This window comes from Seohaeicola saemankumensis (genome assembly GCF_042678485.1).
GTDB classification, from domain to species: domain Bacteria; phylum Pseudomonadota; class Alphaproteobacteria; order Rhodobacterales; family Rhodobacteraceae; genus Seohaeicola; species Seohaeicola saemankumensis.
Map to the genome: position 1 here is coordinate 85,901 of NZ_JBHTKR010000002.1, position 22,774 is coordinate 108,674.

Here is a 22,774-nt window from a genome sequence, read left to right on the forward strand (position 1 = left end):
AGGGGCGATCGCAGGAGCGTCGCGGGAGGGGCCGTGCGCGATGGCCTGCATCGCGTCAGGCCGCCGGGCCGATCACGGCGCTGCATCTGCGGCAAAAGCGGGGGTCGACGGCCGGTTGCCGCTACGCAATGATAAGGCGAGTGCAGGGGCTTGGGACTCGCGTGTTTCGTCCGCCAAGCCGATTGCAACCGCCCAGGCCGAAGGGAACTGACCCGCATGGAAAGCAACGATAGCGCCCGCTTCAAGACGGCAATCCTGCTGCTGGCCGTGACCGGGCTTGTCCTGGGGCTTGCGCTTTGGTTCGCCGGACGGGACGAGATCGCGAACCTTGTCTGGTTTGCCGGGGTCGTTCCCGCACTTGTGGCGCTGGTCGTCGAAATCATTCGCAGCATCGGGCGCGGCGAGGTCGGGCTGGATATCGTGGCGGCACTGTCCATGACGGCCGCGTTGATCTTTGGCGAGACGCTTGCCGCAGCGGTGGTCGCGGTCATGTATGCGGGCGGCACCTTTCTTGAAAACTACGCCGAAGGCCGCGCCCGGCGCGAGATGCACGCGCTTTTGTCGCGCGTGCCCCGCGTGGCGACCCGCCATCGGAATGGCGGTCTTGAAGACATCCCGCTTGATGAGATTTCACCGGGCGACAGGCTGCTGATCCGTCAGGGCGACGTGGTGCCGGTGGATGGTATCGTGGCGTCGGGGACGGCCTTTCTGGACACCTCCGCCCTGACCGGCGAGTCGCTGCCCCTGCGGCTGTCAAATGGCAATGCGGCCATGAGCGGGTCGACAAATGCAGGGGAAGCCTTCGATCTGACCGCAACGCGCGAGGCCAAGGACAGCACCTATGCAGGGATCGTCCGCCTGGTCGAAGAGGCGCAGAGGTCCAAGGCCCCGATGTCGCGTCTGGCAGATCGCTGGTCATTGGGCTTTCTGGCAGTGACGGTCGCCATCGCCTGTGCCGCATGGTGGTTCACCGGCGATCCGATCCGGGCGGTCGCCGTGCTGGTCGTGGCCACACCCTGTCCGCTGATCCTTGCCGTGCCGGTGGCGCTGGTGGCGGGCCTTTCGCGCGCGGCGCATTTCGGTGTCCTGATCAAGGGCGCGGGACCGCTTGAGAGGATGGCGCATATCCGCACGCTGATCCTGGACAAGACCGGCACGCTGACGGATGGGCGCCCTCAGATCGTGTCGATCGACAGTCACGGGGACCTGAGCCAGAACGACATCCTGCGCTTCGCCGCAGCCCTTGATCAGGCCTCGAAGCATCCGGTCGCGCAGGCGGTGGTCATGGCGGCAAAGGCCGAGGGGCTGGATCTGCCAGTGCCTTCAGACGTGGCCGAGATCCCCGGCGAAGGGGTTGCGGGCCATGTCGCCGGACATAGCGTCATCGTTGGCGGTGAAGATTTCGTGGCGCGGCGCGTGGGGCGCAAGGACGAAAGCCACGCGGATCTCGCCGCCGGTTCAGTCCTTGTGGCCGTGGCTGTCGATGGCCGCATGGCCGGGCATCTGGTGATGGCTGATCCCCTGCGCGAGGGCACGGCGGCCATGCTGGCCGGATTGCGCCGTGGTGGGATCGCACGCATCCTGCTGGCCACGGGCGACCGGGCCGCAGTGGCCGAGCGCGTAACCGAGGGCCTGGGCCTGGACGGGCTGCGCGCCGGTCTGACGCCCGACCAGAAGGTGCTGCTGGTCCTGACCGAACGCAAGAACGGACCCGTGATGATGGTGGGCGACGGTGTGAACGACGCGCCCGCGCTTGCGGCGGCCGATGTCGGTGTGGCGATGGGCGCGCGCGGGGCGGCCGCCTCGGCCGAGGCGGCGGATGTCGTGCTGCTGGTCGATCGTGTCGATCGGCTGGGGCCAGGGATCGAGATCGCCCGCCGCGCGCGCCAGATCGCCGTTGAAAGCGTCGTGGCAGGGATCGGATTGTCGGTCATGGGCATGATCGCGGCCGCCTTGGGTTACCTGACGCCGGTGCAGGGCGCGCTGCTTCAGGAAGTGATCGACGTGGCGGTGATCCTGAACGCGCTCCGCGCGCTCAGGATCACACCCTTCGAGGCCGCACCGTCGCGTCAACAGGCCCTGTCCCTGGGGCAGGCTGAACATCTTGAAGGGAACATCTCATGAGCCGCCTTTCACATGCCGAAATTCACATGGTCCACCGCATCGGCTGGCTGCGCGCCGCCGTATTGGGCGCAAATGACGGCCTTGTCTCGACCGCCAGTCTTGTGGTCGGTGTCGCCGCCGCCGGGTCGGGACGCCCTGACATCCTGATCGCAGGGCTGGCCGGCCTTGTCGCGGGTGCGATGTCGATGGCGGCGGGGGAATATGTCTCCGTCAGTTCGCAGACCGATGCGGAACAGGCCGACATTGCCCGCGAGACGAAAGAGTTGCAGGACACGCCCGAGGTCGAGCTGGACGAGCTGACGAAGATCTACGTCATGCGCGGACTGGATGAGGATCTGGCCCGGCAGGTGGCAGTGCAACTGACCCAGAAGGACGCCCTTGGCGCCCATGCGCGTGATGAGCTGGGCATCTCGGAAACCGTGACCGCGCATCCGGTGCAGGCGGCGCTTGTGTCGGCTGCGACCTTTGCTGTCGGCGCTGTGGTGCCGCTGATCATCGCAGCACTTGCGCCGACATCGCAGATCACGCTTGCCGTCGCGCTGACGACGCTTGTTGCGCTGGCCGTGCTGGGCGGGCTTGGCGCCACGGCAGGCGGCGCGGGCATCCTGAAAGGGGCTGTTCGCGTGACCTTCTGGGGGGCACTGGCCATGGCGGCGACGGCCTTGGTTGGCATGATTTTCGGCGTGACCACGGGATAGCCGCCCTCAGATCCTGCCCGCGCCTTGACCCGGTTGCCCGGTGCGCCAGCCCTCAGACCTGCGCGCCCTGCGATATCAGCCATTTCGTCACCGAAGCCTGTTTGCCCCGCATATGTGCAAGCAGGGTCTGCGCCAGATGCTTGCCATCGCGCAGCGCCAGATATTCCATGATCTTTTCGTGCTCCTGCACGGCGGCGGCCCAGCGGTCATCGGACATGTTCGCCAGATAGCGGGCGCGCTGCATCCGCAATGACAGCGCCTGGCAAGAGGCTGTCAGCGTGTCGTTGCGTGCCGCCTTCAGGATGGCGCGGTGGATCTTCTGATTGATGCTGAAATACGCCTCGAGGTCGCGGGACTCGTAGCTTTTGATCATCTGGGCGTGCAGCGCGCGGACAGCCGCGATTTCCTCATCGGTGATGTTCTGGCAGGCCAGCTCACCCGACAGCGCCTCGAGCACGCCGAGAATGGGAAAAACCTCCTCGACCTCGCTGATCGTCAGGGGCGCGACCCAGGCGCCGCGGTTCTGTTCCAGCCTGACCAGCCCGTCCGAGGCAACCACCTTCAGGGCTTCGCGCATGGGGGTGCGCGAGACGCCGAACTGCGCGCAAAGCTCTTTTTCGGGCACTTTCGATCCCGGCTTCAGCTCCCCGGTGATGATCAGCATCTGCAGACGATCGACCAATTCCTCGTGCAGCGATTTGCGCGGGATTATCCGTATGGCGCTGTTCTCGGTCATGTTCTGTGACTCACTACTCTTTCAAGGCCAGTTCAAGCAGCCGGGCGATATGCATGGGCTTGCGGTCGGTGGTGTCGGAGATCTGATGCCGACATGAGGTGCCATCGGCCACGATGATCGTCTCGGCGCTGGCCTGTCTGACCGCCGGAAGCAAATCCGCCTCTGCCATCTTGCGTGAAATCTCGTGGGTATCTGCCCCGTATCCAAACGCGCCCGCCATGCCGCAGCAGCTTGTTTCGACAACCTCTATCGTGGTCTCGGGCAGCAAGGCGAGGGTTTTTTCGATGCTGGACATCACCCCCATCGCTTTCTGATGGCAATGCCCGTGCAGCAGCACTTTTGGCGCGGGCGAGGTCAGCTTGAGGCTGAAATCAGGGTTCCCGGCCTGAGCCGCGATATATTCCTCAAGCATCACGGCCTGGGCGGTCAGGCGCGCCGTATCCGCGCCTGGCAACAGGCTTGGGATCTCGTCGCGCAGGGTCAGAAGGCAGCTTGGTTCAAGCCCGACGATGGGCAATCCCTGCGCGGCCAGCGGCAGCAGCGCATCGACCAGCCGTTGCGCCTCGGCGCGGGCCTCTTCGACCAGACCGGCCGAAAGGAAGGTGCGCCCGCAGCACAGTGGCCGCTCGCCTGCCGGGGCTGCGGCCAGATGCACGGGCACCTCTGCCGCGTCCATCACGGCCAGGGTGGCGCGCAGGTTTTCAGGCTCGAAGTAGCGGTTGAAACAATCGGCGAACAGGACGACGCCGGGGGCTTCGGTTGGCGGAACCTCGGTATCCTTGAAGGGTGTCGCGCTCCATGTCGGCAGATCGCGGGTGGCGGTGAAACCCGTCAGCCGTTCGGTCAGCTTTGCCAGCCCCGGCACGGTGTTTCGCAGGTTCGCCAGGAACGACAGGCGCGAGGCCAAAGGCGCATAGCGGGGCAGATAGGCCACAAGGCGATCATGCAGGCTGATGCCATGCGCCTTGGCGCGCGCCGCCTGCACTTCGATCTTCATCTTCGCCATGTCCACGCCCGTGGGGCATTCACGCTTGCAGCCCTTGCAGGACACGCACAGTTTCATCGTCTCGGCCATCTCGTCCGAGGTCAGCGCGTCTGGTCCCAATTGCCCCGAAATCGCAAGACGCAGGGTATTGGCGCGCCCGCGGGTCAGATCCTGCTCCTTGCGGGTCACGCGGAACGAGGGGCACATGACCCCGCCCTTCAGTTTGCGGCAGGCGCCGTTGTTGTTGCACATCTCGACAGCGCCCTGAAACCCGCCGCCGCTGCCCGTCCAGGCGGACCAGTCCAGCTGCGTCCTGATCGGCGGCACCGCGTAATCAGGCCCATAGCGGAACAGGCGCCGGTCATCCATTTTCGGCGCGTTCACGATCTTGCCGGGGTTGAACAACCCCTTGGGATCAAAGCGCTGCTTGACCGCATTGAAGCTGTCGACCATGCGCGCACCGAACATCTTTTCGTGGAATTCCGACCGCACCAGCCCGTCGCCATGCTCGCCCGAATGCGAACCCTTGTAGTGCCGCACCAGATCAAAGCATTCCTCGGCGATGGCGCGCATCGTCTTGACGTCCTTGTCCAGCTTGAGGTTCAGCACCGGACGCACATGCAGGCACCCGACCGAAGCATGGGCATACCATGTGCCCTTGGTGCCGTATTTCTCGAAGATCTCGGTCAGGCCCGCCGTGTACTCGGCCAGATCGGGCAGTTCGACGGCGCAATCCTCGACGAAGGAGACGGGTTTGCCATCTTCCTTCATCGACATCATGATGTTCAGCCCGGCCTTGCGGAATTCGGCGATGCCGTTTTGCAGCCTGTTGTCGGTCACGGGCGTCATGCCGCCCCATGACTTGCCAGACCCCGACCACGCAAAGCCCAGATCGCCCATCATCTGGTCCAGCTGCTTGAGCTTGACGGCGTTCTGGCGCGGATCGTCCTCGGCGAATTCGACCAGCAGCAGCGCCTCGGGCTGTCCGGTCACAAAGGCCTCGATGGTCTGGCGGAACATCGGGATGTCGCGGCCAAGGCCGATCATCGTCGCATCCACCAGCTCCACGCCCTGCGGGGTCAGCGAGACCAGATGCTGTGCTGCATCCATGGCCTGATAGAAGGTGGGAAAATGGCAGACCCCCATCACTTTGCCTGCGACCAGGGGCCAGAGTTTCAGTTCGATCGCGGTGGAATAGGCCAGCGTGCCCTCGGACCCGACCAGAAGATGCGCCAGGTTCTGCGGCGCGCGGTCCGGTGTCAGCGCGTCGATATTGTAGCCACCGACCCGTCGCATCACCTTGGGGAACCGCGCGGCGATTTCCGCCGCCTCGCGCGCGCCCAGGGACAGCAGATCATCGCGCAGCGCGGACAGGGCAGGGGAATGATCTGCCCCGACGGGGCCGAAGCGATGCCGGCTGCCATCGGCCATGAATGCCTCGATCGACAGCACGTTGTCGCGCATCATCCCGTAGCGCAGCGATTTCCCCCCGCAGGAATTGTTGCCCGCCATGCCCCCGATCGTCGCGCGCGACGCCGTGGACACATCGACCGGAAACCACAGCCCATGCGGCTTGAGAATGCGGTTCAACGCGTCCAGCACGATGCCGGGCCGGACCACGCAGCGCCGGTTTTCGACATCCAGTTCAAGCACTTGGTTGAAGTATTGGGTGTTGTCCAGCACCAGCGCCTCGTTCACGGTCTGGCCGCATTGCGAGGTGCCGCCGCCGCGCGGCAGGATCGGAATGCCTTGCTCTGTCGCCATGTCCAGGGCCGCGCGAATGTCATCCTCGGACTTTGGCGACAAGACACCCAGCGGCATCATCTGGTAGAAGGATGCATCCGTCGCATAACGCCCCCGAGAGAAACGGTCGAACAGGACATCGCCTTCGACGCGATCAGCTAACATTTTGGAAATCTTTGATATTTCTTGCATGTTCAGCCCAATTCGTCAGCCGGGTTTCAGGGGAATTATGTGTTGACTAAATTATGAATTCAAAATTACAGTTCTTCAATGGAAAAAACAAATGGCGGTGGGCAGGTGCTCTCCGGGCTGTTTGTCGGAAGGTTTGGGAACAGAATTCATGAGAAAAGCCGGTCGTCACTTTCTTCAGATTCCGGGGCCGAGCGCTGTGCCTGATCGCATCCTGAGCGCGATCTCGCAGCAGACGATCGACCATCGCGGCCCGGATTTTGCCAAGGTCGGCCTGAAGGCGCTGAACGGGATGAAGTCGATCTTCAAGACGGACGCGCATGTGTTCATCTACCCCTCGTCCGGAACAGGCGCATGGGAGGCGGCGCTGGTCAACAGCCTGTCGCCCGGTGACCGTGTTCTGATGTTCGAAACCGGGCATTTCGCGACGCTCTGGAAGAAGCTGGCCGACAAGCTGGGGATCAAGGCGGAATTCATCGCCGGCGACTGGCGCGGCGGGGCCGATCCCGACCAGATCGAAGCCTATCTGGCCGAGGACAAGACCCATGAGATCAAGGCCGTCTGCGTTGTCCACAACGAAACCTCGACCGGTTCGGTGTCGCCCATCGCTGCGGTACGCAAGGCAATCGACAATGCCAATCATCCCGCGCTCTTGATGGTCGATACCATCTCGGGGCTGGCCTCGCTGGATTATCGCCATGACGAATGGGGCGTGGATGTCACCGTCTCGGGGTCCCAAAAGGGGCTGATGCTGCCGCCGGGCCTGTCGTTCAACGCGGTCAGCGCCAAGGCCATGGCTGCCAACAAGGCGGCGGCCTGCAAGCGGTCCTATTGGGACTGGGGCGAGATGGTCGGTCCGAACGAGAAAGGGTATTTCCCCTACACGCCGGGGACCAACCTGCTTTACGGCCTGAACGAGGCCATCGACATGCTGCACGAGGAAGGGCTGGACAATGTCTTTGCCCGTCACGCCCGCCATGGTGCCGCGGCCCGCGCGGCGGTGCGCGCCTGGGGGTTGGAGGTTCTCTGCGCCACGCAGGGGCAGGAAAGCGGCGTTCTGACCGCCGTTCTGATGCCCGAGGGCCATAGCGCCGATGCCTTCCGCGCCACGACGCTGGAGCATTTTGACATCTCGCTGGGCAACGGCCTGTCCAAGGTGGCCGACAAGGTGTTCCGCATCGGACATCTGGGCGATTTCAATGACCTGATGCTGGTGGCGACATTGGCCGGTGTCGAAATGGGCCTGAAGAAGGCCGATGTACCCCACAAGGAGGGTGGGGTGCAGGTCGCGATGCAAATGCTCGCGTAGAAGGCCCCCTCGCCCTGGCGCGAGGGGCAAGACGAACAACAAAGCTCTGGGAGGAGAACAAGATGAAGACGCTCGTGAAACTGTCAGCCGCAACAGCGCTGATCGGGATGGCAACCACCGTGTCGGCGGCGGACATGACCCTGAAATTCGGCCATGTCGGCGCGCCGGGGTCGCTGTTCGAGGACTCCGTGAACTATTTCGCGGAATGTTCCAACACCGCCCTGGCGGGCAAGGTCGAGGTGCAGACCTTCGGCTCGTCGCAGCTGGGCAATGACAAGGAACTGTTGCAGAAGCTGAAACTGGGTCAGGTCGATTTTGCGTTGCCGTCGTCGATCATGTCGTCGGTCGATGCCGTGTTCGGTATTTTCGAAATGCCCTACATCATCTCGGATCGCGACCACATGCGCCGCGTTCAGGGCGAAATGATGGATACGTTCGAGGGTGCCGCGCAGGACAACGGCTATCACATCGTGGGTCTGGCCGAGAACGGGTTCCGCAACATCACCAACAACGTGCGCCCGATCAATGTGCCCGCCGACCTGCAAGGGATCAAGCTGCGTACGCCCAACGGGGTGTGGCGTCTGAAGATGTTCCAGGAATATGGCGCGAACCCCACGCCGATGGCCTTTTCCGACGTGTTCACCGCGCTGCAGACCGGCGTGATCGACGGGCAGGAAAACCCCTATGCACAAATCGCTTCGGCCAAGTTCCAGGAGGTGCAGAAATACCTGTCGGTCACGGAACATGTCTATACGCCGGCCTATATCCTGGCCTCCAAGAAGCATTTCGACAAGATGCCCGCCGATGTGCAGGCGGCCCTGACGGATTGCGCGAACAAGACGCAGGATTTCACCTACACCCGCGCCGCCGAGCTGGAAGCAAGCCTGCTGCAGGTGATCAAGGATGCGGGTGTCGAGGTGAACGATGCCGACAAGGCCGCATTCATCGAAGCCTCCAAGCCGATCTACAAGCAGTTCGCGGATGAGGTCGAAGGCGGTCAGGACATGATCGACCTGGTCCTCAGCCTCGGCAAATCCGGCTGATCGGTCCCAGGGGGGCGTGGCGCAGGCCCGCCCCCTTTCTTCTGCATCTTCACGCATCTCTGCCGGATCCCCGGCGGCTGCTGGACGTTTGAACCCTTTCCAAAGTCAGGTCCGACATGGAGCATTCCGCCTACCCGACCCTGTCACGTCTGAACCGCCTCATGAGCAAGATCCTTGAATGGATGACGATCGGGCTGATGGTGCTGCTGACAGTTACCGTCACCGTGGCCGTGATCGCCCGCCTGATGGGGCAGAGCTTTTCCTGGTATGACGAGGTGGCCGCGATCATGCTGGCCTGGATCACCTATTACGGTTCCGCGCTGGCGGCCTTGCACCGCCGGCACATCGGTTTTGACACCGTGCTGCTGGCGATGCCGCTGCGGCTGCGCCTCTGGGCCCTGCTGGCGGGCGAAGCCATCGTGCTGCTGTTCTTCATCCTGATGGCGCGCGCCGGGCTTCAGGTGCTCGAGGTGCTGGAAGGCGATGTTCTGGTGTCGCTGACCTGGGTGCCCGTGCAGTTCACCCAGTCCGTCATCCCCATCGGGGCCGCGCTGTTCATCATCTGCCAGCTCCTCAGTCTGCCGGCTTACCTCAAGCTGACGGCAGCGGGCATCTCTCTGGAACATGCCGATATCGAAGAAGAAGTCGAAGCCGAGCTTGAAAAGAACAAGGACCGCGCCTGATGCTGATCGCTGCCATCTTCATTGCACTGCTGTTGATGATCTGCATCAACGTTCCGATTGCCGTGGCGCTGGCCATGTGCGGTGTCATCGGCCTGTTCCTGACCGAAGGGGCCGACAGCCTGGTCACCATCGCGCTGGACATGTACGGCGGATCGACCAAATTCTCGCTGATCGCGATCCCGATGTTCGTGTTGGCAGGGGCCATCATGAACGCCGGCGGGATCACCGACAGGCTGATCAACTTTGTCACTGCGATCATCGGCTTCATCCGGGGCGGTCTGGCGATGGTGAACATCGGCGTGTCGCTGTTCTTCGCCGAAATCTCGGGCTCTGCCGTGGCCGATGTGGCGGCGATGGGGTCGATCCTGATCCCGCAGATGAAAAAGCGCGGCTACAGCAAGGAATTCTCGGCCGCCGTCACATCGTCATCGGCATCGCTTGCGATCATCATCCCCCCGTCGATTCCGATGATCCTTTACGCGGCCTCGGCCAATACATCCGTCGAACAGCTGTTCGTGGCGGGTGTGGTGCCGGGCCTTCTGGGCGCGGCGGGCCTGATGCTGGTCGCCTACATCTTTGCCAAGCGATACAATTTCCCGACCGAAGCGGCCTTCAACATCCCGCGTCTCAAGGAGACGTTCATTGATGCGCTACCCGCCTTCATCCTGCCCGTGGTCATCCTGGGCGGTATCTTCGGCGGTTTCGTCACCGCGACCGAGGCGGCGGGCCTTGCCGTGCTGGCGGCCATCGTCGTGTCGGCCTGGTATCGCAACATCAACTTCGCCCATCTGCGCCGCGCCATGCTGGACGGTGGCATCCAGACGGCTGTGGTGATGCTGCTGGTGGCGGCGTCGGTGCTGATGGGCGGCTTCCTGACACGCGCGCAGATCCCGCAGCAGCTGGCCGAAGGCATCCTGTCAATCACCACGCAGCAATGGGCGATCCTGCTGATCCTGAACGTCTTTTTCCTGATCATCGGGTTCTTCCTGCATTCGGCCGCGGCGATCATCCTGGTCATTCCGATCGTGATCCCGCTGATCACGGCGGCGGGGATCGACCCCGTCCATTTCGGCCTGGTCGTGACGCTGAACCTGGCGATCGGGCAGCAGACGCCGCCTGTGGCCTCGGTGCTGATCACCGCCTGTTCGGTGGCCCGCGCCAATATCTGGGAGGTGTCCAAGGTCAATATCTGGTTCGTCGGCGTGCTGCTGGCGGTGCTGATGCTGTGCACCTATGTGCCGTCCGTCCCGATGTTCCTGGTGGAGTATTTCTACAGATGAGCAATCAGACCCCCGAACTGATCGAAGACCTGCGCGACGGCATCCTGTGGGTCACGTTCAACCGCCCCGAGGCGCGCAATGCGCTGACCTTTGCCATGTATGAACGGCTTGCCGCGATCTGCGCGACCATGCCGACGGACGGATCGGTGCGGGCCATGGTGATGTCCGGCGCAGGCGGCAAGGCCTTTGCCGCCGGCACCGACATGACCCAGTTCCGCGCCTTCGAGACGGCGCAGGATGCGCTGGATTATGAAGGCCGGATCGACGCGGTGCTGGAGGCGGTCGAACGCTGCCCGATACCCACGATTGCCGCGATCAACGGCGCCTGCACCGGGGGCGGCGGGTCCATCGCGGCGGCCTGTGACATCCGCATCGCATCGGCCAGCCTGAAATTCGGCTTTCCCATCGGGCGCACCCTGGGCAACTGTCTGGCGGCTGGAAACCTGGCGCGCTTGACCGAACTGATCGGCGCGGGCCGGGTGCGCGAGCTGATCTTCACCGCCCGCCTGATCCAGGCCGATGAGGCCCTGGCCTGTGGCCTCGTGAGCGAGGTCTTGGCCGATGAGGTCGCCCTGATGGACCGCGCCGCGGAACTGGCGACACTGGTCGGTTCCATGGCGCCCCTGACCCTGCGCGCCACCAAGGAAGCGATGCGCCGCAACCGGGCCGCCAGCAAGGTGCAGGACGACGATCTGATCACACTATGCTACATGAGCGAGGATTTCCGGATCGGCATGGAAGCATTCCTGAACAAGAGAAAGCCGGAATGGACAGGACGGTGAAACCCCTCACTGGCCCGCTCAAGGGGATGCGGGTGATCGAGCTGGCCCATATCATGGCCGGGCCGGTCTGCGGCCTGATGCTGGCCGATATGGGCGCCGATGTGATCAAGGTGGAAAAGCCCGCAGGCGACGACAGCCGCCGTTTCGTTCCGCCCGAGATCAATGGCGAAGCTGCGGCCTACATGATGATGAACCGCAACAAGCGCGGCATCGCCCTGAACCTCAAGGATGCCGAGGCTGTCGAGATCCTGCGCAAGCTGCTGACCGAGGCCGATGTGGTGATCGAGAATTACCGCACCGGCACGATGGAACGGCTGGGCCTGGGCTATGACGATCTGGTCAAGATCAACCCGCGCCTGATCTATTGCGAGATTTCGGGCTTTGGCCGCACCGGCCCCTATGCGGACCGCGGCGGTTTCGACCTGATCGCGCAGGGCATGGCGGGGCTTATGTCGATCACGGGCGAAGGGCCGGGACGCCCGCCGGTCAAGGTCGCAGCACCGATTTCCGATATCAATTCGGGCATTCTTGCCGCGATGGGTGTCTGTGCGGCCTATGCCAACATGCTGCAGACGGGGCAGGGGCAGAAGGTCGACACATCCCTGTTCGAAGCCGCGATCGTGCAGACCTACTGGCAGTCTGCCATTGCCTTTGCGACCGGCGAAAAGCCCGAACCGCTGGGCTCGGCGCATCCGCTCAACGCACCCTACCAGGCCTTCCAGACCAAGGATGGCTGGCTGAATGTCGGGGCCGCAAACCAGAGCAACTGGCTGCGTTTCCTCGAGGTGATCGGCGCGCCGGAACTGAACGATGATCCCAAATTCGCCTCGAACGAGGCGCGCAAAAGGAACCTGCCCGAACTGGTCGAGATTCTGAACGGCTATCTGCGCCAGGACACGACCGAGGCCTGGCTCGCCCGGATGGAAACCGCCAAGCTGCCGGCAGGGCCGATCAACGACATCCTGCAGATGCATGACGATCCCCAGACCCGCGCCCGCGAGATGGTGCTGAGCGTCGATCATCCCCGCGCGGGCAAGGTCGACACGATCGGGCATCCGGTCAAGTTCAGCCGGACGCCGGCGAATATCACGCGTGCGGCACCGCTTCTGGGGCAGCACAGTCGCGACATCCTGTCCGAACTCGGTCTGGATGATGCGCGCATCGACGCGCTGATCGCCTCGCGCGCCGTCATCGCAGCCTGAGGCGGCAACAGAACCCGGCCGCCCGATTCGCGGCCGCAGCGCCACAGGCCGCGCCGTGGCGGGTACATGACCCCGTATGCCGCGTGGCAGTGGCCTGTTGCGCGTCCTTTCGGCGTGAATGGATTTGCCGCAGGATGCAGGTTCGGCTTGCCTCTGATCCGTGGGCGCGCTAAGACGACGCGGCCTGATGCGGGCGTTGTGTAATGGTAAGACCCTTGCCTTCCAAGCAAGAGACGCGGGTTCGATTCCCGCCGCCCGCTCCAGACCTTCCTCCACCTCCCCGTTCTGTCCACAGTCCCGTCTGGCCTGACGCCGGGTCACCTTGGCTCTTGACCTTCGCGTGGCGCAGGTTACGGTTCCTCAACCCGTGCGGTACCCGTGGCCCGTCCGTCAGGACAGGCGCCCGGACCGCTCCGGACGCTGTGGCGGAAGGAGGAGCCGCCACAGCGATTTTTCAAAGACTTGCACAAGCAAGGCCAGTCCGGACCGGACGGCCTTGGAGAACGCCGGATATGGCAGCTGCACCGTCGGCCGCCGCAATCACGTCACGCCGCTGGTTGCGGCCTTGTCTTTGGGAGGAGATGACACATGACACTGAAACATCTGGGACTGGTTGCCGCCCTTGCCCTGGCGCCTGCCGCCAGCTTTGCCGAATCCTATAACGTCACCGTGGTTGCAGGTCACCCGCCGGTGTTCCGCTGGGTGCGGATGATCAGCGAAAGCTTCATCCCGGCTGCCCAGGCCGCACTTGAGGCCGAAGGGCACAGCATCACCTTCTCGGAACAATACGGTGGCGCATTGGCCGGCGTCGGCGAGGAGCTGGAAGCGGTCGAGGCCGGTCTGGCCGAGATGGGCACCTGCCAGGCGCTGTTCGATCCCGCCAAGCTGGCCGTGCAGAACGTGACCTATTACACCCCCTTCGTCAGCGATGACGTGCGCCTGATCGCCGAGACGGTGAACGACCTGCACCGCAACCATACCGAGATGAACCTGGCCTATGCGGAAAACGGCGTGTTCTATCTGGGCGCGCCGATCGGGATAGACGACTATGCGCTGATGACGAATTTCCCCGTCACGTCGCTGGACGATCTGAAAGGCCGCAAGATCGCGGCGCCGGGGGCTGCCATCAACTGGCTGTCGGGCACCGGGGCGGTCGGTGTTTCGGGCAACCTGACTACCTATTACAACGAACTGAAAGCAGGCGTGTACGACGGCGTTCTGGTCTTTGCCAGCGCCGCCCTGCCGGGCAAGCTGTTCGAGGTTGCGCCCTATGTCACCAAGATGGGTCTGGGCGCGCAATATGCAGGTTCCATCTGCGTCAATGCCGAATGGTTCGTGGGCCTGCCCGCCGAGGTGCAGACCGCCCTGGTGGCCGCGGCGGATGCAGCGCAGGTCTGGTATCACGACGATCTTGAGGCCTTTGTCCAGATCGCCCTGACCAAGATGGCCGAGGCCGGCGCCACCATCACCGAGGCCAGCCCCGAGATGCGTGCGGCCTGGGCGCAGGGCATGGATAACGCGGCCAAGACATGGGCCACCGAACTGGACGCGCAGGGCAAACCCGCCAGCCTGATCCTGGGGCTCTACATGGATGCGATGCGCGCCGCGGGTGCGACCCCGCTGCGCGACTGGGACAAGGAATAGGCGCAGCATGCGCCCATTCCTGGCCCTGGTGTTGCGCTGTCTGGATGGCGCGACCCAGGCGTTGAACGTGATCGGTTCGGGCTTGATCCTGCTGCTGATGATCCTTGTGGGGGTCGATGTGGCGGGGCGCAATCTGGCGGGCGCGCCCGTGGCAGGCGTGCCCGAACTGGTCACGCTGTCGATCGTCGCCATTGTCTTTCTGCAGATACCCCAGGCCCTGCGGGCAGGGCGGCTGACCCGCTCCGATGCCCTGCAAGGCTGGCTGGAGCCGCGCCACCCTGGCTTGGCCAAATGGATCGAGACCGTCTTTGACCTCGTGTCCATGGCGGTGATCTGGGTGATCGTCAGCACGACCTGGCCGATCTTCACCCGCGCCTGGGAACGGGGCGAATTCATCGGCGCGCTGGGGGATTTCATCGCGCCGACCTGGCCCGTGAAACTGACGATCCTGATCGGGGGCAGCATGCTGATCCTGCAATTCGCCGCCCGCATCCTGCGCCGCTGGATCCCTTTGTCCCCGGCCGAGGCCAGACCATGACCCCTTTCGAGATCGGATTGATCGCGCTTGCCGCGATGTTCCTGTCGGTTCTTGCGGGTCTGTTCGTACCCATCGCGCTGATGCTGTGTTCCTTTCTGGGTGTCTGGGCGATCAAGGGCACGCCGCTGCTGGCCTCCAAGCTGATGGCGCTGGCGGCGAATGACGCGATATCCAGCTATTTCTTCGGCGTCGTGCCGCTTTTCGTGCTGATGGGGTTCATCGTGGCCGAAGCGGGGTTGGGCCGCGATGCTTTCGATGTGGCCAATGCGATGTTCCGCCGCCTGCGTGGCGGGCTGGGCGTGGGCACCGTGGGGGCCAATGCGATCTTTGCCGCGATCACCGGCATCTCCATCGCGTCGGCGGCGGTGTTCACCAAGATCGCGGTGCCGCAGATGATCCGCCATGGCTATGCGCCGCGCTTTGCCGTGGGGGTGGTGGCCGGGTCCAGCGTGCTGGGCATGATGATCCCGCCCTCGCTTCTGCTGATCCTCTACGGCATCCTGACGGAACAAAGCATCGGGGATCTGTTCATCGCAGGGATCGGGCCGGGGCTGCTGCTGGCGGTGTTCTTTGCGGGCGGGATCATCCTGATGGCGATCTTCACGCCTGGTTTCGTGGGCCGCCCCGAAGGCGCCCCCGCGGCCCTGCCACCGCGCGCGTTGCTGGCCAAGGGCCTGCCCATCGCGACACTGATCGCGCTTGTGCTGGGCGGCATCTACGGCGGGATTTTCACGCCGGTCGAGGCGGGGGCGGTCGGGTCCATCGGGGCGCTGCTGATCGGCCTTGCCCTGCGCCGCCTGACATGGGCGGGGCTGTGGCGGGTGCTGGTGGAAACCGGGCTGGTCACGGCGACCGTCTGCTTCCTGATCATCGCGGCGCAGATGTATTCGCGCATGCTGGCGCTGTCGGGCGTCCCGGCGGGCCTTGGGGCCTGGGCGGCAGGGGCCGATCTGGGCTTCTGGGGGCTGATGATCCTTTACGTCCTGATCGTGATTGCGCTGGGCATGATCCTGGACAGCTCCTCGATCATGCTGATCCTTGTCCCGCTGATGCTGCCCGTGGTGGTGCCGATGGGCGTGGACCTGGTCTGGTTCGGCATCGTCACCGTTCTGGCGGTCGAGATCGGGCTGCTGACGCCACCCTTCGGCATATCCGTCTATGTGATCAAGGCCACGCTGGATGACCCCGCGATCACGCTTGCCGACATCTTCAAGGGGGCCGCCCCTTTCGCGCTGATCATGCTGGCGGTGCTGGCGCTGGTCATCGTCTTTCCCATGATCGCCATCGGCCTTGTGCCGGGGCGCTGAGTTTCACAGACCGAAGGAGGGTTTCATCATGGCACGCAGGTTCGTCGACATCTCCATCCCGCTCGAGGCGGGTGTCGCCAGCGATCCGCCGATCATGCTGCCGCAGATCGACTATCTGGATCACAAGATGACCGCAGGTCAGATCGCAGGCTTCTTTCCGGGTCTGACGGTCGATGACCTTCCTGGCGGCGATGGCTGGGCGGTCGAGTTTCTGCGCGTCAGCAGCCACAACGGCACCCATCTGGACGCGCCCTATCACCACCATTCGACGATGGACGGCGGCAAGCGCGCCATCACCATCGACGAAGTCCCGCTGGAATGGTGCATGAACCCCGGTGTCAAGCTGGATTTCCGCCACCTGCCCGACGGTCACCTTGTCAGCGCCGCCGAGGTCGAGGCGGAACTGGCCCGGATCGGTCATGACCTGCAACCGCTGGAAATCGTGGTCATCAACACCTCGGCCGGGGCGAAATACGGGCAGGCCGACTATGTCGATTCAGGCTGCGGCATGGGGCGCGAGGCGACGATGTATCTTCTGGAACGCGGTGTGCGCGTGACGGGCACCGATGCCTGGTCCTGGGACGCGCCATTCTCGCATACCGCCAGGAAATGGGCCGCGACCCACGATCCCGGCATCATCTGGGAAGGGCACCGCGCCTCGATCGATATCGGCTATTGCCACATGGAAAAGCTCAGCAACCTCGAAAGCCTGCCCGCAACCGGCTTTACCATCAGCTGCTTTCCGGTGAAGCTGAAGGGCGGATCGGCGGGCTTCACCCGCGCCGTCGCGATATTCGAGGATTAGGGGCGCCATGAAACTGGGAACCGTCTTGCATGCCGATGTGGAAAAACCCGTGGCCGTCATCGACGCGCAGCGCCTGCTGGACCTGCGCGCCGCCGGGCTGATGCTGCGCGACATGGTCGAACTGGTCGAGGCCGGGGATGCAGGGCTTGAGGCCGTGCGCGCCGCGCTGGCCGACCCAAAGGGCCGGGCACTGATCGCGCTGGACGATGTCGAGATGCGCTGCCCGATCCGGCCGGTGCAATACCGCGATTGCCTGGTGTTCGAGGAACATCTGATCAATTCCTTCGCCCAGGCCGAAAAGATGACCGGGCGTCCCTTTGCCATTCCTCCCGTCTGGTACGAGCAGCCGATCTATTACAAGGGAAACCGCATGTCCTTCATCGGCGACGGGCAGGACGTGATCTGGCCGTCTTACGCCGCACACCTGGATGTCGAGCTGGAAATGGCCATCGTCATCGGCAAGGGTGGCCGTGACATCAGCGCCGCAGACGCGCCCGCCCATATCTGGGGCTATACGATCCTGAACGATGTCAGCGCCCGCGATGCCCAGATGCGCGAGATGCCGGGACAGCTGGGGCCGGCCAAGGGCAAGGATTTCGATACCGGCAACATCCTGGGGCCCTGGATCGTGACGGCGGACGAGATCGCGCATCCCGTGGCACTGGACATGGAACTGCGCGTGAATGGTGAACGCTGGGGCGGCGGCAATTCGCGGGCCATGCATCACACATTCGCGCGGATCATCGAACATGTCTCGGCCTCGGAGACGCTCTATCCCGGCGAGGTGATCGGGTCCGGCACCGTGGGCACCGGATGCGGTCTGGAAACCGGCCGCCGCCTTGCGCCCGGCGATCTGTTCGAGCTTGAGATCGACGGCATCGGCGTCTTGCGCAACAGGATCGTTCGGCCCTGACGCCGGCGTCGGGACAGTGAGTATTTGGGGAACGATGAAGAGGCGCGCGCGGCCTCCCTTCATCGTTCAAAAAAATACTCATTGAACAACGATCGCCATCAGACACGCCAGCTCAGCAGGCGCCGTTCGGCCCAGCTGATCGCCGCCGATGTCAGCACCCCCAGCGCCGACAGGATCACCACCCCGGCAAAGAGCCGTTCCAGATCGTAGAGCGAGCCGGCCTCGAGGATATAGGCCCCGATACCGTAGCGCGCGCCCAGCATTTCGGCCGCGACCAGAAGGATGATCCCGATCGACAGGCTGATCCGCAGACCTGACAGGATCCCGGGCATGGCGCCCGGCAACACGATCTTGCGGACGATCGACCACCAGCTGAGGCCAAAGCTCTGGCCCATGCGGATCAGCGTGCGGTCGACATTGTCCACGGCGCCATAGGTCGACACGACCGTGGGCGTGAAGGTGCCAAAGGCGATCAGCGCGTATTTCGATCCCTCGTCGATACCGAACCAGATCACGAAAAGCGGCAGAAGCGCGATCTTGGGGATCGGAAATATCGCGGCGACCAGCGGCACAAGCCCCGCGCGGGCGATGCTGAACAGCCCGATCATCACACCCACGGCAATGCCCGTGCTGACACCCAGCGCCGACCCCACGGCCAGCCGCGACAGCGATGGCAGCAGATGCTCCCATAACAGCCCCGTCACCCAAAGGTCGCGGAAAGTGCCCAGCACATCCGAGGGCCGCGGCAGCGTCAGGTTCGAGATCGCGCCCGTGCGCGTCCCCCATTCGATCAGCGCGATCAGCGCCACGATCACCAGCGCCCCCAGATAGCGGACAGGCACGGGCTTGAAGCCGCCACCCCGGAACGGTACTGGGCGCGAGGGCGCGGGCGCGGGCGTTGCGGCCTGGCCGGTCAGCGGCATGTCAGACATTGCTCAGCTCCTTGTCGGCGGCCTCGGCCTCGTCCCGCATCAGTTGCCACAGCCGCGCCTGATGCGCCTCGAGCGCGGGATCGCCGGTGCGGCGCGCGTCCAAAGGCGTGTCTATGCTGACCACCTCGCGGATGCGGCCGGGGCGGCGCGACAGCACGACGATGCGATGACCCAGGCGCACCGCCTCGGCCAAGTTATGCGTCACATAGACGGCGGTGAAGGGCGCGCGCGTCCACAGCGCGATCAGGTCATCCATCAGCAATTCGCGCGTCTGCGCGTCCAGTGCCGACAGCGGCTCATCCATCAGCATCACGGCCGGGTTCACCGCCAGCGCGCGGGCGATCGCCACGCGCTGCTTCATGCCGCCCGACAGCTGCTTGGGCAAGGCATCGCGGAAATCGGAAAGCTTGGTGCGCGCCAGCACATCCGCCACGATCCGGGCGCGCCGGTCGCGGGGCAGGGCGTGATCTTCCAGCACCAGTTCGATATTGCCCGCGACCGTGCGCCAGGGCAGCAGGGCAAAATCCTGAAACACGAAGGTCAGCGGGTTCAGGCAATCCGCGGATGGCGCGCCCTGTTGCAGCACAGCCCCCGCATCGGGGCGTTCCAGCCCGCCGATCATCCGCAAAAGCGTGGACTTGCCGCAGCCCGACGGCCCGACGATGCAGACGATGCGCCCCTGGGGGATCGTCAGGCTGATATCGGACAGGACCTCGACTGCGCCATAGCGGTGCGAGAGGCTGTCGAGGCATAGATCCATGTTGCGTCTTCCCGAAGGGCGGCGCGCCGGAACGCACCGCCCGGTTGGCGTGATCGCGCGACCTTACATCGTCTGCACGTAGGAGGCGTCGACCAGCGTGTCCATCGTGATGCTGTCCTTGACCAGGCCTTCGGCAATGAACCAGTCCAGCTGATCCTTGACCGAGGTCGTGTTCAGCGCGGCCCCCGCATTCAGGCGCATCGCGCCGTTGATGATCGACCCGCGCGCCGCTTCATAGGGTTTGTCGGCGTTGACGTATTTGTGGATCAGCTTGACCATCTCCTCCATCTCGGCCTCGGATGTGGTCTTGTCGACCAGTGCGGCGTTGAAATCGGCTGCCCCTTTGGACAGGGCGCGCAGCACCGCTTCGGTCTTGGCGCGTTCGGCGCCGGCATTGGTGGCCGAGGTGAAGATGGTCGTGACCTGGTAGTCGGGCAGGTAGTCGGCCACGTCCCCGATGATATGCACCTCTGGCCCCGCAGCCAGCGGCTTGGCGATATGCGGCACGATGGTCCAGGCGTCGATCTGCCCGGTCTTGAGCGCGCCGATGACGGCCCCCACCTTTTGCAGCGGCACGAACTCCACCTCGACGCCTTCGGCGGCGGCAATCTTGGATCCCATGTAGTGGAAGGACGACCCGGCCTGCGTCACGCCGAACTTCTTGCCGCCCAGCATCGCCGGGCTGGTCAGACCCGCCTGATAGGCCGCGTCCGAGGCGAGGATCTTCTGACCGTCGATGCCCTTTTCTTCCGAAAGCGAGCCGCCGATCACCTTGACCGCGCCCTTCTCGGCCAGCGAGATCAGGCCACCCGAAATGGCCGTCACCGCGTAGTCGGCATCACCGGACGCGATGGCCACCGCCATCGGCTGCGCCGCCTGGAAGAACTTGAACTCGACGTCAAAGCCTTCTTCGGCGAAATAGCCACGCTCATAGGCGACGAAGCTTGCGGCATGGCTGGTGAAATTCAGCGCGCCGATATTGAGTTTCGTATTGGCCAGGGCCGGGCGGCCCAGCATCGGCAGGGCGGCTGCCCCGCCCAGCAGGCCCATGGCGCCGCGGCGTGAGAATGTGGTCATCGGGTCTCCTCCCCATCTGAGTGTCCTTCGGCAGGGCGAAGGCGCCAAAGACGCGCCGGACAGGCCATGCCGGGGATGCCATAGTGCGGCATCGGTCCTGGAAATCAACCCGCTAAAGTCCACAGGTGCCATACAACAGCCCCGCGACAGGACAGCCGCTTGCCCAGCGCGGCCCCAGGGCTTAAACCGCTGTCGCAGGACAAGAAGGAAAAGACGTATGGCCGGACCGGGCATCACAGCCGAACAGGAACGCGCGAAATCGAAACACATCGGCGCGCTGGCGGCCCTATGGCCTTTCTTGCGACCCTACAGGCCGCTTCTGGCCGCGGCCGTTCTGGCGCTGGTGCTGACCGCCTGCGTCTCGCTGGTGCTGCCGCTGGCGGTGCGACGTGTGGTGGACAATTTCAACGCCGAGGACGGCGCGCTGCTGGATCTCTATTTCACGGCGGCGCTGGGCATCGCGGCCCTGTTGGCCCTGGGCACGGGCCTGCGCTACCTGCTGGTCACGCGCCTGGGCGAACGTGTCGTGGCGGATATCCGCAAGGCGGTGTTCGACAGGGTGCTGGGCATGTCCCCGGCCTTTTACGAAAACATCATGACGGGCGAGGTTCTCAGCCGGATCACGACGGATACAACGTTGATCCAGTCGGTCATCGGCTCGTCCATCTCGATCGCGCTGCGTAACCTGTTGCTGTTCATGGGTGGCCTGGTGCTGATGCTTTTCACCTCGTCCAAGCTGACGGGGTTGGTCCTGCTGATCGTGCCGGCCGTGATCGTGCCGATCCTGGTGCTGGGGCGGCGCCTTCGCGTGCTCAGCCGCGAAAACCAGGACTGGATCGCGGCCAGTTCCGGCAATGCCTCCGAGGCGCTGTCGAGCGTGCAGACCGTGCAGGCCTTCACCCATGAAGAGGCGACGCGCCGCGCCTTCGGCGATGTGACCGAGTTGAGCTATGACGCGGCGCGCAAACGGGTGAACACCCGCGCCCTCATGACAGTGATCGTGATCTTTCTGGTCTTCACGGGGATCGTGGGCGTGCTGTGGATGGGCGCGCGCGACGTGCGCGCCGGCGCCATGTCGGCGGGCGCGCTGATCCAGTTCGTGATCTATGCGGTGATGGTGGCGGGCGCCGTTGGCGCGCTGTCGGAAATCTGGGGCGAGTTGCAGCGCGCGGCCGGTGCGACCGAGCGTCTGGCCGAACTGCTGAATGCCGATGATCCCGTCAAGGACCCGGCGGCACCGCTGCCTGTTCCGGCACCCGTCCGCGGGCGCATCACCTACGAGAACGTCAGTTTCCACTACCCGGCCCGCCCCGAAATCCCGGCCCTGGATCATGTCGATCTGGTCATCGAACCGGGCGAGACCGTGGCCCTGGTCGGCCCGTCCGGCGCAGGCAAGACAACGATCATCCAGACGCTTCTGCGCTTTTACGATCCCAGCGCGGGGCGCATCCTGCTGGATGGCGTCGCACTGGACCAGATGCGCCGCGAAGCGTTCCGCCATCACATGGCGCTGGTGCCGCAGGATCCGGTGATCTTTGCCACCACCGCGCGCGAGAATATCCGCTTCGGCCGGCCCGAGGCGACTGACGCCGAGGTCGAGGCGGCGGCGCAGGCTGCCGCGGCGCATGATTTCATCATGGCATTGCCCGATGGGTATGACGCGCAGGTCGGCGAACGCGGCGTGATGCTGTCGGGCGGGCAAAAGCAGCGAATCGCCATTGCCCGCGCCATCCTGCGCGACGCGCCGGTGCTGCTGCTGGACGAGGCGACATCCGCGCTGGATGCGGAAAGCGAACGCGCGGTCCAGATGGCCGTTGACGCCCTGTCGCAAGGGCGCACCACGATCATCGTGGCGCATCGTCTTGCCACGGTGAAAAAGGCCGATCGCATCATCGTGCTGGATGGGGGGCGCATCGTGGCGCAGGGAACCCATGACGCGCTGGTGGCCGAAGGCGGGCTTTACGCCCGTCTGGCGCGGCTTCAGTTCACCGACGGGGCACATGCGGCGTGAATTAGTGCTTGCC

19 protein-coding genes and 1 tRNA gene are annotated in these 22,774 nt (G+C 64.4%); 15 read left to right on the forward strand and 5 right to left on the reverse strand.

Annotation, left to right across the window (positions count from 1 at the left end):
• Positions 1-216 precede the first annotated feature (216 nt).
• Positions 217-2,124: a heavy metal translocating P-type ATPase gene (locus ACFQ3C_RS04225; RefSeq protein ID WP_380789212.1), complete on the forward strand. Its 1,908-nt coding sequence runs from the start codon at positions 217-219 to the stop codon at positions 2,122-2,124.
• Positions 2,121-2,822, forward strand: coding sequence for a VIT1/CCC1 transporter family protein (locus tag ACFQ3C_RS04230; RefSeq protein ID WP_380789213.1), 702 nt, complete (start codon positions 2,121-2,123; stop codon positions 2,820-2,822). The genes ACFQ3C_RS04225 and ACFQ3C_RS04230 overlap by 4 nt, the downstream gene beginning before the upstream one ends.
• A gap of 52 nt (positions 2,823-2,874) precedes the next feature.
• Here the strand turns inward: ACFQ3C_RS04230 and ACFQ3C_RS04235 are convergent, their stop codons facing one another.
• Positions 2,875-3,558 (reverse strand): GntR family transcriptional regulator, encoded by a 684-nt coding sequence (locus ACFQ3C_RS04235; protein WP_380789214.1) that lies wholly within the window; start codon positions 3,556-3,558, stop codon positions 2,875-2,877.
• Positions 3,559-3,571: 13 nt separating this feature from the next.
• Positions 3,572-6,451: an FAD-binding and (Fe-S)-binding domain-containing protein gene (locus ACFQ3C_RS04240; RefSeq protein WP_380789215.1), complete on the reverse strand. Its 2,880-nt coding sequence runs from the start codon at positions 6,449-6,451 to the stop codon at positions 3,572-3,574.
• Positions 6,452-6,626: 175 nt separating this feature from the next.
• On the opposite strand from ACFQ3C_RS04240, the gene ACFQ3C_RS04245 reads away from it, so the two are divergent.
• The 12 genes from ACFQ3C_RS04245 to ACFQ3C_RS04300 all read left to right on the forward strand — a co-directional run bounded on the left by ACFQ3C_RS04245 (position 6,627) and on the right by ACFQ3C_RS04300 (position 17,981).
• Entirely contained in the window at positions 6,627-7,784 is a 1,158-nt protein-coding gene (locus ACFQ3C_RS04245; protein WP_380789216.1) for a pyridoxal-phosphate-dependent aminotransferase family protein, read from the forward strand.
• A gap of 62 nt (positions 7,785-7,846) precedes the next feature.
• Complete coding sequence (locus ACFQ3C_RS04250; protein ID WP_380789217.1) at positions 7,847-8,827, forward strand: TRAP transporter substrate-binding protein; 981 nt, start codon at positions 7,847-7,849, stop codon at positions 8,825-8,827.
• Positions 8,828-8,988: 161 nt separating this feature from the next.
• Entirely contained in the window at positions 8,989-9,510 is a 522-nt protein-coding gene (locus ACFQ3C_RS04255; protein ID WP_380789218.1) for a TRAP transporter small permease, read from the forward strand.
• Positions 9,510-10,790 (forward strand): TRAP transporter large permease, encoded by a 1,281-nt coding sequence (locus tag ACFQ3C_RS04260; RefSeq protein WP_380789219.1) that lies wholly within the window; start codon positions 9,510-9,512, stop codon positions 10,788-10,790. The genes ACFQ3C_RS04255 and ACFQ3C_RS04260 overlap by 1 nt, the downstream gene beginning before the upstream one ends.
• Positions 10,787-11,572, forward strand: a complete 786-nt coding sequence (locus ACFQ3C_RS04265) for an enoyl-CoA hydratase/isomerase family protein (RefSeq protein ID WP_380789220.1) — start codon at positions 10,787-10,789, stop codon at positions 11,570-11,572. Before ACFQ3C_RS04260 ends, ACFQ3C_RS04265 begins: the two co-directional genes overlap by 4 nt.
• Positions 11,569-12,774, forward strand: coding sequence for a CaiB/BaiF CoA transferase family protein (locus ACFQ3C_RS04270; RefSeq protein ID WP_380789221.1), 1,206 nt, complete (start codon positions 11,569-11,571; stop codon positions 12,772-12,774). The genes ACFQ3C_RS04265 and ACFQ3C_RS04270 overlap by 4 nt, the downstream gene beginning before the upstream one ends.
• A gap of 189 nt (positions 12,775-12,963) precedes the next feature.
• Positions 12,964-13,037: transfer RNA gene (locus tag ACFQ3C_RS04275), tRNA-Gly, on the forward strand.
• A gap of 325 nt (positions 13,038-13,362) precedes the next feature.
• On the forward strand, positions 13,363-14,418 hold the full coding sequence (locus tag ACFQ3C_RS04280) for a C4-dicarboxylate TRAP transporter substrate-binding protein (RefSeq protein ID WP_380789222.1): 1,056 nt from the start codon (positions 13,363-13,365) through the stop codon (positions 14,416-14,418).
• A 7-nt stretch (positions 14,419-14,425) separates the two neighbouring features.
• Positions 14,426-14,956 carry a TRAP transporter small permease subunit gene (locus tag ACFQ3C_RS04285; RefSeq protein WP_380789223.1) on the forward strand — a complete coding sequence of 177 codons (531 nt, stop codon included), beginning with the start codon at positions 14,426-14,428 and terminating at the stop codon, positions 14,954-14,956.
• Positions 14,953-16,263 (forward strand): TRAP transporter large permease, encoded by a 1,311-nt coding sequence (locus ACFQ3C_RS04290; RefSeq protein WP_380789224.1) that lies wholly within the window; start codon positions 14,953-14,955, stop codon positions 16,261-16,263. The genes ACFQ3C_RS04285 and ACFQ3C_RS04290 overlap by 4 nt, the downstream gene beginning before the upstream one ends.
• A gap of 28 nt (positions 16,264-16,291) precedes the next feature.
• A complete protein-coding gene (locus ACFQ3C_RS04295) occupies positions 16,292-17,068 on the forward strand; it encodes a cyclase family protein (protein ID WP_380789225.1) in 777 nt (258 codons plus the stop codon).
• A gap of 7 nt (positions 17,069-17,075) precedes the next feature.
• A complete protein-coding gene (locus ACFQ3C_RS04300) occupies positions 17,076-17,981 on the forward strand; it encodes a fumarylacetoacetate hydrolase family protein (protein WP_380789226.1) in 906 nt (301 codons plus the stop codon).
• Between the two features lie 98 nt (positions 17,982-18,079).
• Here ACFQ3C_RS04300 and ACFQ3C_RS04305 read toward each other — a convergent pair whose 3' ends face one another.
• From ACFQ3C_RS04305 to ACFQ3C_RS04315, 3 genes are all read right to left on the reverse strand, one after another.
• A complete protein-coding gene (locus ACFQ3C_RS04305) occupies positions 18,080-18,913 on the reverse strand; it encodes an ABC transporter permease (RefSeq protein WP_380789227.1) in 834 nt (277 codons plus the stop codon).
• The gene (locus ACFQ3C_RS04310) at positions 18,906-19,673 is read right to left on the reverse strand and encodes an ABC transporter ATP-binding protein (protein WP_380789228.1); all 768 of its coding nucleotides are present in this window, start codon (positions 19,671-19,673) and stop codon (positions 18,906-18,908) included. Before ACFQ3C_RS04310 ends, ACFQ3C_RS04305 begins: the two co-directional genes overlap by 8 nt.
• Before the next feature lie 63 nt (positions 19,674-19,736).
• A complete protein-coding gene (locus ACFQ3C_RS04315; protein ID WP_380789229.1) occupies positions 19,737-20,750 on the reverse strand; it encodes an ABC transporter substrate-binding protein in 1,014 nt (337 codons plus the stop codon).
• A gap of 217 nt (positions 20,751-20,967) precedes the next feature.
• On the opposite strand from ACFQ3C_RS04315, the gene ACFQ3C_RS04320 reads away from it, so the two are divergent.
• Positions 20,968-22,761 (forward strand): ABC transporter transmembrane domain-containing protein, encoded by a 1,794-nt coding sequence (locus tag ACFQ3C_RS04320; RefSeq protein WP_380789230.1) that lies wholly within the window; start codon positions 20,968-20,970, stop codon positions 22,759-22,761.
• Positions 22,762-22,774 lie beyond the last annotated feature (13 nt).

Excerpts from the sequence above, each read along its gene's own strand:
- ACFQ3C_RS04225 (WP_380789212.1), top strand. The coding sequence starts at position 217 with ATGGAAAGCAACGATAGCGCCCGCTTCAAGACGGCAATCCTGCTGCTG.
- ACFQ3C_RS04230 (WP_380789213.1), top strand. The coding sequence starts at position 2,121 with ATGAGCCGCCTTTCACATGCCGAAATTCACATGGTCCACCGCATCGGC.
- ACFQ3C_RS04235 (WP_380789214.1), bottom strand. The coding sequence starts at position 3,558 with ATGACCGAGAACAGCGCCATACGGATAATCCCGCGCAAATCGCTGCAC.
- ACFQ3C_RS04240 (WP_380789215.1), bottom strand. The coding sequence starts at position 6,451 with ATGTTAGCTGATCGCGTCGAAGGCGATGTCCTGTTCGACCGTTTCTCT.
- ACFQ3C_RS04245 (WP_380789216.1), top strand. The coding sequence starts at position 6,627 with ATGAGAAAAGCCGGTCGTCACTTTCTTCAGATTCCGGGGCCGAGCGCT.
- ACFQ3C_RS04250 (WP_380789217.1), top strand. The coding sequence starts at position 7,847 with ATGAAGACGCTCGTGAAACTGTCAGCCGCAACAGCGCTGATCGGGATG.
- ACFQ3C_RS04255 (WP_380789218.1), top strand. The coding sequence starts at position 8,989 with ATGAGCAAGATCCTTGAATGGATGACGATCGGGCTGATGGTGCTGCTG.
- ACFQ3C_RS04260 (WP_380789219.1), top strand. The coding sequence starts at position 9,510 with ATGCTGATCGCTGCCATCTTCATTGCACTGCTGTTGATGATCTGCATC.
- ACFQ3C_RS04265 (WP_380789220.1), top strand. The coding sequence starts at position 10,787 with ATGAGCAATCAGACCCCCGAACTGATCGAAGACCTGCGCGACGGCATC.
- ACFQ3C_RS04280 (WP_380789222.1), top strand. The coding sequence starts at position 13,363 with ATGACACTGAAACATCTGGGACTGGTTGCCGCCCTTGCCCTGGCGCCT.
- ACFQ3C_RS04285 (WP_380789223.1), top strand. The coding sequence starts at position 14,426 with ATGCGCCCATTCCTGGCCCTGGTGTTGCGCTGTCTGGATGGCGCGACC.
- ACFQ3C_RS04290 (WP_380789224.1), top strand. The coding sequence starts at position 14,953 with ATGACCCCTTTCGAGATCGGATTGATCGCGCTTGCCGCGATGTTCCTG.
- ACFQ3C_RS04295 (WP_380789225.1), top strand. The coding sequence starts at position 16,292 with ATGGCACGCAGGTTCGTCGACATCTCCATCCCGCTCGAGGCGGGTGTC.
- ACFQ3C_RS04300 (WP_380789226.1), top strand. The coding sequence starts at position 17,076 with ATGAAACTGGGAACCGTCTTGCATGCCGATGTGGAAAAACCCGTGGCC.
- ACFQ3C_RS04305 (WP_380789227.1), bottom strand. The coding sequence starts at position 18,913 with ATGTCTGACATGCCGCTGACCGGCCAGGCCGCAACGCCCGCGCCCGCG.
- ACFQ3C_RS04310 (WP_380789228.1), bottom strand. The coding sequence starts at position 19,673 with ATGGATCTATGCCTCGACAGCCTCTCGCACCGCTATGGCGCAGTCGAG.
- ACFQ3C_RS04315 (WP_380789229.1), bottom strand. The coding sequence starts at position 20,750 with ATGACCACATTCTCACGCCGCGGCGCCATGGGCCTGCTGGGCGGGGCA.
- ACFQ3C_RS04320 (WP_380789230.1), top strand. The coding sequence starts at position 20,968 with ATGGCCGGACCGGGCATCACAGCCGAACAGGAACGCGCGAAATCGAAA.